The sequence below is a fragment of the Planktothrix sp. FACHB-1355 genome (genome assembly GCF_014748295.1).
Taxonomy (GTDB): domain Bacteria; phylum Cyanobacteriota; class Cyanobacteriia; order Cyanobacteriales; family Aerosakkonemataceae; genus Aerosakkonema; species Aerosakkonema funiforme_A.
The window spans coordinates 1-10,945 of sequence record NZ_JACJUP010000088.1 but is presented as its reverse complement, the minus strand read 5'-3'; the positions used below and the strand labels follow the sequence as shown (position 1 = coordinate 10,945).

Sequence of the window (10,945 nt, the reverse complement as noted above, 5' to 3'; positions counted from 1 at the left end):
AAGACTTTCAAATGTTACGCGCTCGTTTATTAGCCAGCTTCTCTGATTAGAATAACTTATCACACCAAGTACGGAAGAGCCCGTCTGCCAATGACAAAAATATCCTTTCCTTGACCGCCGTTGACTGTATCTGCACCTAAGTCGCCATAGAGAGTGTCGTTACCTTGTTCTCCAAATAGAAGGTCGCGATCTTTACCTCCCCGTACAATATCGTTGCCCTCGCCACCTTTGACAGTATCATCGCCTTGGTTGCCGTCGAGAAAGTCGTCGCCAATGTTACCTTCTAAAATATCGTTGCCATCCAAACCAAGCAGTGAGTCGTTACCCGCAGATCCATCTAAAAAATCATTGCCATTACCACTGAAGTTAGCTTCCGCACCTCGATCTCCAAATAGCAAGTCATCCCCATTTCCACCAAATGCCGTATCGTTCCCCAAGTCGCCATAAATGGTGTCGTTTCCGCTGTCGCCAAAGAGGAGGTCATCGTTTTTACCGCCGCGTACAAGGTCGTCCCCATCGTTCCCGCGAACTGTGTCTTTACCAATGTTGCCGTTGAAGATATTTGAAGCTGGGTTGCCCTCTATTATGTCATCCCCTTCCAGACTGAAAATAATGTCGTTACCTGCTAGTAGTAGAATGCTGTCGCTGTCCGGCGAACCTGTGAGAAACACTCTGGGGGGAGTTGACACTTTTAGCTCCTTGCGACGCTTGCCAAGAATTTGAATTAATGTAAACTCATCAATAAAGTGTTGCCTCTATCTTAAGTATTAAATTATGAAAAAATAGAACGAAACTTAAAGGCGATCGTTTATCTTTCTGTAAATATTTCGGGCTTTTATTACTTACGTAATTTTACGTATGGTATACTGATAACCAGGAACCAAATAAATTTGTTGAGCCGAATATTTTTATTGGCAGCTTAAAGCATACCAGCAGATAATTTTTGTGACTTCCAACTTCTAGCCTTCAAACCTTTTCTGATGAACTATAGAAATCAGTTTATCTGGCAAAGGGCTGTTCAATTAGCTATCAACTACCCCAACCAAGATCGCTAAAAGTGGGCAATAACCCTTCTACTTTGTGATTCGACATGGCGGGAAGGGAGTAATGGGAATTTTAATGACGAACTCAGTTCCTTGACCAACTTCAGAAAAGCATTTCAATTGTCCGCCATGTTTTTCTACCACAATTTGGTAGCTAATCGCCAACCCCAAACCCGTACCGCTACCGATGGGTTTGGTAGTAAAGAAAGGCTCAAATAATCTAGCACGGACATGAGGAGGTATCCCCGATCCGTTATCTATAATATGGATAGCAACGCGATCGCCACTGACAACTTGCGTGCGAATACAAATACTCGGTGTAAATCCTGCCTGCTGAGAGTTACTTTTTGATTGTTGTTCCAAAGCATCAATCGCATTAGAAAGAATATTCATAAATACCTGATTTATTTGTCCGGCATAGCATTCCACTTCTGGCAATTTTCCATATTCCTTAATCTTGTTTAATAAAATCGAGGTCGATCGCTTCAGTTTCCGACTCAATACGCGATCGTGCAAAAACTTATAACTTACTTTAGAATCATCAAATTTTAAAGTACCTAATTATTCTTGCAGAAAATTTTCGATCTCGTTGACCGGGGGTAAAGTTTTCTATTTTCCCCATTTTTTGTAATTGTTCCAGGCAGTTTTCTAGGTCAAATTTTAGTCCTTCAGCACTTTGATATCGCTCTTCAGCAGTTTTGGCTAATAACTTCATGGTTATTTCTGAAACAGCCGTTGGGATTTCTGGATTTAATTGATGAGGCGGGACGGGTTTAATAGCAATATGGGAGTAAACTAATTCTAGGGGGTCTGTGGTTGTAAAGGGTAATTGACCCGTTAATATTTCATAAAATGTGATGCCTAGAGAATAGAAGTCTGTACGATAGTCTAAAGAACGATTCATCCGACCAGTTTGTTCTGGCGACATATAGGCAAGAGTGCCTTCTAGCAAGTTGGGATTGTTGATGATTTTGTTTTCTCGATCTAGGCGCGTGGCAATGCTAAAATCTGTAATTTTGACTTCGTTTCTGAAGGAATTTATAAGAATATTGGAAGGTTTAATATCTTTATGAATTACCGAAAGTTTATGCAGTTCGCCCAAGGTGCGTGTTAGTGCGATCGCTATATTTAAAAATTCGGTTAGCGAGAGTCGTCTAGCAGAAATTAGTTGTTGCAAGGATTGACCGCCAAAATCTTCTAAAATTAAAGCGAAGCTATGAAGATATTTTTGAAAATTTGTCGCTCTAACGATGCCTTCACATTGAAGATCGTGCGTAATTTTATATTCTTGTTTTAAGCGGGTAATTTCTTCAACAGTGGGATACTCTGATTTAAGGACTTTAATGATTACTGATGAGTTTCCTTGCTCGTTGTGTCCTCGAAAAATTGCAGTTCTGACGCCTGAAGCAATCTCTTCTGTAATTTGGTATCCCGATAATGCAAGCATCAGAGCTATTCTCCTAAAATTTCTCAATTAGAGATTTTTTCTCTATAATATCTTGACATTGAAATGAATTTATGTGTATCAGAAAAAATACTTAATAACTTAAATCACCAGCGGTACGACAGTGGTAGATCCCTATAATACGACAGACATTGCGCGACTTGAGGATGCGGATTATGAAGGACATTCCCTGTCAATGGTGCAAAAAATTGCACGGCGCTGAATTAACGTTTGGAAGTTAAGTTGCTTGCGAATAGCGATCGCGTACAATGATTGATTGTAAGATTGAAGAGAGCGATCGCACTCCCCTACCCCAACCATTTCCTCAGCTTATTCCTACTTGCTAGCTCTACCAACCATGTAGCTAAGAAGACCGATAACAGTAGAAGAAAGAGCGGCTATTGCAAATCTCATTTCTCCCTCAGAAGCGCTACCTTTTTGAAAAATTGTGAATGAGTAAAAGTCAATTATCAAAATTATGACTAAAGCGACTATAAATACAGTAATATCCTTCACCCAGAAGGAGATCCGCTTTTGCTTTCGTTTTAGTTCTTTATCTTTTTCGCGGTTTTTTAGCTCAAACTCAGTGTCTTCTGTCATATGTCATAGATATTTTCCATATAGTTTTACATTTTTTCAAGTATCAGTATCGAGTAAATAAGTCACAGGCTATGTTCTGAGTTGGAAAAACTACGGCTGTCATAGATATCTTTGATGATTTCCTCATCTGTGCGATCGTCTTCCCAAGCACCAAATGTTTCCATAAAATTTTCAAGGGAATGTTCTTTCGATGTTTTTTCAGATTAGCACATCGATCTGCTGTCCGTCTGGCAAAATAATGATGCCTCCTAACGCGCAACCAAGTTCAACTAGATTAGAACCTTTACAACTGGCTCCAGTCAGATCCAAATCCTCTAACGCAGTATCTCCATTGATAACAGAGCCATCCAGAATTGCGTCTCTAAAAGTAGTCCGAACAATATCGATCGTTTCTAGGTGAACACCTCTGAGGGAGGCTCCGTCGAAGTTAGATCCTTGAACAACAGTTTCTCCAACAAAGAAAGCCCCATCTAGATTAGCCTTGGTCAAATTGGCATTAATGATTCTGCTGTCCCCAAGATTGACTCCACGCAGATTGGCTCCACTCAAATTAGTTTCCTCCAACCGCGCACCGCACAAAACAGCCCCACTCAAATTAGCTCCACTCAAGTTTGCTCGATTGAGCTTGGTTCCGCACAGGTCAGATCCACTCAAGTCAGCTCCACTCAAGTTGATTTCCCTGAGATCGGCATTATCCAGAAAAATACCCCTGAGTCTGATTCCAGGAAAATTTCGCTCCCCAGTAGCGTACTTTTTGAGTAATTCTTCAGCGTCCATAACTCTCTTCTAAAATTTATTCCTTTCAAATAGCTGGAGAATTGTTAAAAACTTCTCTTACCTCTTGCTCTTGGACATTATGCTTGCGATCGAGTTTTTCCAGAATTTCATCCAGGAAGATTAAATCAAATATTTCCAACTAAATTTTATCTCTTTTTTTGATGATTGTCATCCCCTACCTAGTATAACCCAGATCGGGGCAAACCTTAATGCACTAACTCGATCGCACGCACTTTTCCTCAACACTTTCCCAGTCAATCCATCAGCACTAAATACGCTGCTCCAACCATCTTTCCAAATCTGAAAAACTGTTAAAATCTAATAAATCTTCTGCTAATGTTTCCAAATTTTGAATAGATAAGTTTTCAATTTGGCTGGTTATTACCCCTGAAATTTCTCCAAAACGCTTTTTCAGTAAACGCATAACTAGAGCGATCGCTTCCGTGACGCGCCCTTCTTCTCTACCTTCTTCTCTGCCTTCTTCCATAGCATAAGTCAGTCGTCCTCTCTCATCTTGTAGAATCATAGCTCGCCGCTCTACTAATTCTAATTCTTCTACTGTCATGTTCGCTTGGTTGGCAATATTTAACGCTAGTTCTATCTCGCTAACTTCTCCTAATCTATCTGGTATTTCATCCAAAGTGACTGCTTCTTTAATAAAATAAATCCATCGATCGCTTAAACTCGTTAACTCCGATAAATCTTTCTTGAATTTCGGCAATTCTATAAATATTAGCTGCAATTCAGGATCGGGATAGGCAAATTTTTTTGTCTTCTCCTGAAACACAAATTGAGTAATTACATCAGGAGTTTGGTTAAATAGAATAAAATCGACGATCGTCACCCCAATTACTGGGGTAAGACTAAAATAGTTTTCGCCAATTCCTAATTGATTTGTATAAGCTTTCCCCACGTTATAAATCACCCTTTTGCTGAAAGCACTCACTCGCGCTATTTGCATTTCTATCAGGACAATTGAGCCATCAGCTAAAATGGCTTTTACATCTAAATAAGTTTCTTTTAAGCTGAGAACTTGACCGGGATTATAGGGGTTGACAATAGTTAAGGATTGAATAACTTTCTCTCCTTCATAAATAATGGCATTGAGAAAGCTGATTAAGATCTCTTGGCTTTGTGAGGAACCGAAGATTTTTTTAAAGGCATAATCGACCTTGGGACTGATAAATCTCATTTTTTTCTTCCTTTTTTGCTTGATTACGGTTAGTAAGAGTTTTATTCTTTATTATTGTGAACTATGAGGATAATTTTATTATAATCGATCGCACTTTTATCTGTTATTCCTCCTGCAATTTCTCCTCCACCCACAAATTCAAAAGATTTTCAGCAGACATCCCTCTCCTTAATTACCATGATCGTACACTTCAAAAGACCTATCTAACCATACAATATGAAAAATTGCTTCATTCCTATAACCTACCATTGGTTTTAAACCACTAAATCGAAACGCGATCAAATCAACATCTTCTGTAATATGTTTCGGAATAGGAACAAGGAAACTATTGCGGTTAATTATTTCATACCCAACTCCATGACGAGGTGCAAGGCGAAGTTCTCTCCAAGATAACTGACTGAGTTTATATAAGGTAGATACCAATGCTGCTTTTTCATCTTTATCACAGCTATCTAAACCGTGACTTTTGTCAAGATATCGAAAACAGAAAACCGGAGGTTCTAGATCGTAATTTGGGGTACTTGGCAAAGGCGGAGGTGGAGCAATGCGCTTTCCTTTTCTAGGTTCTTTACCCTTCATCTTTGCCATAATTATTTGACAAGTTGAGTGTCAAAATATGCCTTCATCAAATCTAATGATATCTCTTCATTTAGAGGAGTTTTCTTCCAAGGTAGTTCTTGATGAGTAAAACGCATTAATGTTGGTGCGGTGTATTGTCCATACACTTCATACACTTCATTAAGTAACTCTTGTGTTTTTTCATCGTATTCATCTACATTAAAATCGTCAGGTTGTGGCAGAGGATTTGGCTCATATTGCTTGTATAAACGGTAAACTTCTGGCACAACAGGCCCATATTGCCAAGCTTCAATTTTTTCACTAAATAGGGGCTTTTCAAATAGAGCCAAATGGAAACCCTGAGCATAGTAGAGCAACTTCTGAAGTTTCAGATTAGTAATTAAATCCTCTTCTTCAGGAGAAGCAAGTGTAATTAAGTATTTAGCTATATCCAAAGCATTATACATGGCGGCAACTTACCTTGAAGGGTAATAATTACAAGTATATCACACTTTATGACTCGACCTTAATGTCAACCCCTACCTAGTATAACCCAGTTCGGGGCATCATCTCAAACTTAATGCACTAACTCGCTCGCTGCTAGTAGATGATAATTTTACTTAACTATCACAGTTCTGCCAGTTACAAAACCGATGACTCCAGTAGTTATCGCAATTAAAATTGATGTAGCAAACTTATCTTCTTCTGGCGAGTGATTCGGATTTTGCAGAATAGCAATTGCATATCCAGTAATCATAAGTATCAGCGCGATCGCTAAAAGGAAAAGCAAAAAATCTTTCCGTCTCTGAAGACTGCGATCGGCGGATTCCTGCTGTCGCTGAAATTCTTCTTTAGCTATTTCTCGCTGTCTTTGCTATTCTCTCTCAACTGCTTCTTGTTGTCTGTCAAACTCTGCTTGTTGAGGCGTTTTGGCCGTTGCTTGTTGAATATCTAATCTGGTGAGATTTGCCGAACCAAGAGGATTGACATATTGACTTTGTACGCCGATATCTAATTCGTTTTCAATCGGTGTATTTTCGGCATTTGTCATAATTTGATTATTCCTCAATCAGACCAACAATTTTGCTAATAACAGGCTGGTCTTTTTCTACAATCCCGATTTTTTGACCGCGCTTTTCTGCTTCTACAGCTATTTTTAATAAAGCTAGTGCCTTGCGAAGTACATCGCTTTCGCTGACATGAGTTTCACTGGATAAATTCTGTAGAGTCGTGTAAAATTCTGGTGAAACTTCTAAACTAAATTTAATTTGGTCGTTAGTTTCCATTGTTGGCTCCGTTTGCATATAAATTGACTGGCTCGATCGCAGTTTTTATCAAATCTTCAAACCATCTCCTCTTGCAATTTCTCCTCCACCCACAAATTCAAAAGATTTTCAGGAGACATACCTTGACGTTCGGCAACCGCATGGATTTTTTCTGATAAAGTTTTATCAATGCCGTAATATGTTACCTTCGATTTAGGGCCAAGATTAATTGTAAATTCAACCGGATAAGTTTGTTCCCAATACTCATCCAGACTATGCTCATCCCAAAATTCTCCTATTTCCTCATAAGATGTAGCATTGGAAATCGAGCTTCTAGTTATTTCGGTATCTTCTTCGTTCGGCATTATCCATGTCCCTCGCAGATAATATCAAGGCGTTTTTATCTTGCTTATAGATAAAGTAAACAATTAAGTAACGTCCCGAATCAGTTTGACCAGATGCAGCATAAACATTTTCATTTTGGCGGGTTCCCTTTTCAACAAATCGGATAGCTGGAGAGTTGTTAAAAATTTCTCTTACCTCTTGCTCTTGGACATTGTGTTTGCGATCGAGTTTTTCAACAATACTATCCAGGAAGATTAAATCAAATATTTCCAACTAAATTTTATCTCCTTTTTTGATAATTGTCAGCCCCTACCTAGTATAACCCAGGCAGGGGCATCACCTCAACCTTAATGCACTAACTCGATCGCACGTTTCGTCAACGCCTCCGCAGTCAATCCATTAAACGCCATTAACTCACCAGCAGAAGCAGTTGTTTCCCCACGTTTCCATGCGAAAGTATCGCGTTTGGCGTTACTTCTCAACATCACAGGTTCTAACATTCCACTCGCGCCACCAGTGACACCAATTAACGCATCACCACCAAAGATTTCGGCGAATTTGGCATCACTCAAAAAGTCACCATCGGGTTGAGAACAAGTATCCCAAGCAACATCGTGCGGACGATACAAACGGCGAGGATTGATAACAGAAACGATCTTCACGCCGATACCTTCACCTTCTAAGAAAGCTGCTGCTTCAAATACTGGCATTAGGGTCATATCGCCAACTACTGCAAACACGACTTTTTTACTCGCACCTTGGTTGAGATTTGTTTGGGCTGGTTCGATTTCTTGCAATACGATCGCACCATCTTTTAACCCTTGACGAGTTTGTGCAAATGTGGTACGAATTGGCAATGGAGATTTACTGGCAGTAATCACAATTCCCTTATTTTTAGTTGTCAATGCCCACTCATAACAAACTTGGATGCTGTTAGCATCGGGTGGGAATAATGGGAAGACATTGCCGTTTCGCATCATCGCGGCAAAGTATGCTTCCACTTCCGGGCGTTGGTGCGTCCAACCGTTGCGACCTTGCTCTAAAGCGCCTGCTGTATATAAAGTAATAGTGGCAGGAGTGGGACGGCGCAATTCTGCCATTGCTTGGGTGACTGTTTGCCAAATTGGTAATCCGTTGATGGCAAAAGATTCGTAGGAACACCACAAACTTCTGGCACCCATCAAAGATAAACCAACTGCCAATCCCGCACAAGCATCTTCACTCAAAGGTTCGTAAACTTGTCCGTTTGGTGATTGATTGTAAAGGTCATCGGTGGTGGGGTGAATAATCTTTAATGCCTGGTTGATATTGGCAATTCCAGATGCTTCGTTACCGTCGGCGTTGGTAACTAAGAAAGTGCGATCGCATTCTCCCACTTTCCCCACTAATCGCCCCATTGCTGTTGTTGAAACCTTCGGATCTCCACCAACCGCATATTCTTCTAACGGCAATTCACCTAATTCTGATAACGGTAATTCAAACTCCGTTACCGCAGTTTTCGCAGCAGGACCACCACCTGCGCGTTCGCAATTTGTCCGTACCAATTGCCAAGCTTCCGCAGATAAAGCACGACCTTTCAACGCTTCGGAAATATGCGGCGCATCTAATGTATCTTTGGGATAAAGATTGTGCGATTTTGCTCCCCGTGCGTGAACTCCCGCCCCTTTCAATTGTTTGATGATAAAAGCAGTGAGTTTGCCGCCAAGTGCAGATTTTGCTGCTTTATCCACACCCGCTAAAATTGCTTTCGTGAAAGCAAGACGCTGTTCAAAAGAGAAAGCGGTGCTATCAACATAATCGCCTGGTTGGTTTTTGTCATCGAAATCTTTGGCATTCACTAAGATGACTTCTGCAAAACCGTTTCCTTTCCAATAAGCAATCATTTCCTCATTGGTTTTGGTGGAAACCATGCTATGATGTTCCTGACTGTAACCATTCCAAATTAACACTGGCAAAAAGTTAGTTGCACTGGGATAAGCGGTGTGGAAATGTGCCATACTGCTCATCGGATAAGGTTCGCCCATCCCGCCATCACCCATTGTGAAGGGGAAAAGTTTGTCTTTGTGCAATAAAGCAGCTGCCATTGCAAAGTGCTGACCTTGACCGAGGGGGCCAGCAGGTGCGAGAATACCGGGAATGTAGCCGGAAAGGTGGCCCAAAAGACCGTGCTTTTCGCGGAAGCGATCGCGCAACTGCTGTACAGTAGAAATACCCATGTCCTCCAAAGAGCGATCGAGGAACATGGAACTGTAAAATCCCGGCGCGTGATGTCCCACTTCCGTGATAATATTCTTGTAACCCAGCAAAATTAAAGCCGCATGAGCTTCCGCAGAACTGGCAAAACCGCCTGGGTGTCCCGAAGCTTTACTCCCAGTGATTTGCAAAGTAAGATAACGGAGAGCATCAGCTAGCAGTAAAGTTTGGTACACTGCGGCTGGGTCGGCAGGATCGGAAATGGCAACGCTGCCTTCTGCGATCGCGGGATTAGCACCATACGTCTCGAAATGCGGTAGCGCTTCGCCAAAATATTGAATACCTTCGCAAAAATCGGGAATTGAGGTTGCTTTTGGGGTCGTTGCAGTCATGCTGAGTTCCTTAAAGTGTATGAGGAGACAGTACGTGCGGAATTAATTTAACAAAAATTTTACAACTATTAGGTTGTCGAAAATTATCAGTTGTATGTAAAACGAAGATAACAATATCGAATGCAATGCCAAGAAAAATTAAATGGTTTAACTTAGGTTAAGTGAGAAGAAATATTTTCAGAAGCAAACCGATACAATGAAACAAGTAGAAGGCCCTAAAACCCCAACAATTGTACAAACGCTCCAATGGGTCTTTAGCCCTATGTCGTTTATGGAAGACTGCGCCAAACGCTATGGCGACATCTTCAGCATTCGAGTGGGCGCAAAATTTGACCCTTTAGTGTTCGTTAGAGATCCCCAAGCGCTGCAAGAGATTTTGACAGGGGATACCACCAAGCAATTTGAAGCTCCTGGCGAAATGAACCAGATTTTTGAACCATTTTTAGGACTGCATTCTGTGATTACCGCTAGCGGCGCACGCCACCAGCGCCAGCGCCAGCTGATGATGCCGAGTTTTCACGGCGAAAGGATGAAAACTTACGGTGAGACGATCGCCAATGTCACAGAGCAAATAATGAAAAAATGGGATATTGGCACACCCTTCTGCGTCCGGTCTTCTACTCAAGCTATTACCCTGCGGGTAATTATGCAAGCCGTGTTTGGTTTGTATGAGGGCGATCGCGCACAAAAGCTGGAAAAACTGCTTGCTGAAATGCTGGAGACCACAGCTTCTCCCGCGAGCGTTACCATGCTTTATTTTCCTATTTTGCAACAGGATTTAGGTGCGTGGAGTCCTTGGGGAAGATTTCTACGCCTTCGCGAACAAATCGATCGACTCATCTACGAAGAAATTCGGGAACGGCGAAAAAATCCCGATCCATCCCGCACAGATATCCTCAGCTTGCTAATGACAGCTAAAGATGAACAAGGTGAATCGATGACCGATGAAGAGTTACGCGATGAATTGATGACTCTTTTAGTTGCAGGTCACGAAACTACTGCCACAGCTTTAGCTTGGGCATTTTACTGGATTCACAAAATACCAACTGTGCGACAAAAACTGCTGGAAGAACTCGATAGTTTGGGCGAGAATCCAGACCCCAGCGCTATTTTTAAATTACCTTATCTCAGATCGG

General features: G+C 41.2%; 16 protein-coding genes. 1 reads left to right on the top strand and 15 read right to left on the bottom strand.

The annotated features are described in order from the left end of the window. Positions 1-59: 59 nt before the first annotated feature. From H6S82_RS34295 to H6S82_RS06505, 15 genes are all read right to left on the bottom strand, one after another. Positions 60-689, bottom strand: coding sequence for a calcium-binding protein (locus tag H6S82_RS34295; protein WP_190469941.1), 630 nt, complete (start codon positions 687-689; stop codon positions 60-62). A gap of 384 nt (positions 690-1,073) precedes the next feature. Next, complete coding sequence (locus H6S82_RS06570) at positions 1,074-1,559, bottom strand: ATP-binding protein (RefSeq protein WP_322111965.1); 486 nt, start codon at positions 1,557-1,559, stop codon at positions 1,074-1,076. Between the two features lie 25 nt (positions 1,560-1,584). Next, positions 1,585-2,490 carry a serine/threonine-protein kinase gene (locus tag H6S82_RS06565; RefSeq protein WP_190469943.1) on the bottom strand — a complete coding sequence of 302 codons (906 nt, stop codon included), beginning with the start codon at positions 2,488-2,490 and terminating at the stop codon, positions 1,585-1,587. Between the two features lie 171 nt (positions 2,491-2,661). Continuing rightward, complete coding sequence (locus H6S82_RS06560; protein WP_190469946.1) at positions 2,662-2,808, bottom strand: hypothetical protein; 147 nt, start codon at positions 2,806-2,808, stop codon at positions 2,662-2,664. Between the two features lie 15 nt (positions 2,809-2,823). Continuing rightward, on the bottom strand, positions 2,824-3,087 hold the full coding sequence (locus tag H6S82_RS06555) for a hypothetical protein (protein WP_190469949.1): 264 nt from the start codon (positions 3,085-3,087) through the stop codon (positions 2,824-2,826). Positions 3,088-3,285: 198 nt separating this feature from the next. Continuing rightward, positions 3,286-3,864: a pentapeptide repeat-containing protein gene (locus H6S82_RS06550; protein ID WP_190469952.1), complete on the bottom strand. Its 579-nt coding sequence runs from the start codon at positions 3,862-3,864 to the stop codon at positions 3,286-3,288. Positions 3,865-4,132: 268 nt separating this feature from the next. After that, positions 4,133-5,056, bottom strand: a complete 924-nt coding sequence (locus tag H6S82_RS06545; RefSeq protein WP_190469954.1) for an Rpn family recombination-promoting nuclease/putative transposase — start codon at positions 5,054-5,056, stop codon at positions 4,133-4,135. A 168-nt stretch (positions 5,057-5,224) separates the two neighbouring features. Then, a complete protein-coding gene (locus H6S82_RS06540; RefSeq protein ID WP_199315464.1) occupies positions 5,225-5,644 on the bottom strand; it encodes a hypothetical protein in 420 nt (139 codons plus the stop codon). Between the two features lie 2 nt (positions 5,645-5,646). Further along, complete coding sequence (locus H6S82_RS06535) at positions 5,647-6,081, bottom strand: type II toxin-antitoxin system antitoxin SocA domain-containing protein (RefSeq protein WP_190469956.1); 435 nt, start codon at positions 6,079-6,081, stop codon at positions 5,647-5,649. Positions 6,082-6,230: 149 nt separating this feature from the next. Further along, the gene (locus H6S82_RS06530) at positions 6,231-6,404 is read right to left on the bottom strand and encodes a hypothetical protein (protein WP_190469959.1); all 174 of its coding nucleotides are present in this window, start codon (positions 6,402-6,404) and stop codon (positions 6,231-6,233) included. Positions 6,405-6,488: 84 nt separating this feature from the next. Further along, positions 6,489-6,665 carry a hypothetical protein gene (locus tag H6S82_RS06525; RefSeq protein ID WP_190469962.1) on the bottom strand — a complete coding sequence of 59 codons (177 nt, stop codon included), beginning with the start codon at positions 6,663-6,665 and terminating at the stop codon, positions 6,489-6,491. A 7-nt stretch (positions 6,666-6,672) separates the two neighbouring features. Continuing rightward, positions 6,673-6,918 (bottom strand): ribbon-helix-helix domain-containing protein, encoded by a 246-nt coding sequence (locus H6S82_RS06520; RefSeq protein ID WP_190469965.1) that lies wholly within the window; start codon positions 6,916-6,918, stop codon positions 6,673-6,675. A gap of 38 nt (positions 6,919-6,956) precedes the next feature. Further along, complete coding sequence (locus H6S82_RS06515; RefSeq protein ID WP_190469968.1) at positions 6,957-7,244, bottom strand: CopG family antitoxin; 288 nt, start codon at positions 7,242-7,244, stop codon at positions 6,957-6,959. Beyond that, positions 7,213-7,497 carry a BrnT family toxin gene (locus tag H6S82_RS06510; protein ID WP_190469970.1) on the bottom strand — a complete coding sequence of 95 codons (285 nt, stop codon included), beginning with the start codon at positions 7,495-7,497 and terminating at the stop codon, positions 7,213-7,215. Before H6S82_RS06510 ends, H6S82_RS06515 begins: the two co-directional genes overlap by 32 nt. Before the next feature lie 74 nt (positions 7,498-7,571). Then, a complete protein-coding gene (locus H6S82_RS06505; protein ID WP_190469973.1) occupies positions 7,572-9,809 on the bottom strand; it encodes a phosphoketolase in 2,238 nt (745 codons plus the stop codon). A 196-nt stretch (positions 9,810-10,005) separates the two neighbouring features. Here H6S82_RS06505 and H6S82_RS06500 point away from each other — a divergent pair. Next, positions 10,006-10,945: cytochrome P450 (locus H6S82_RS06500; protein WP_191056101.1), on the top strand; the 940-nt coding region annotated here is incomplete at its 3' end.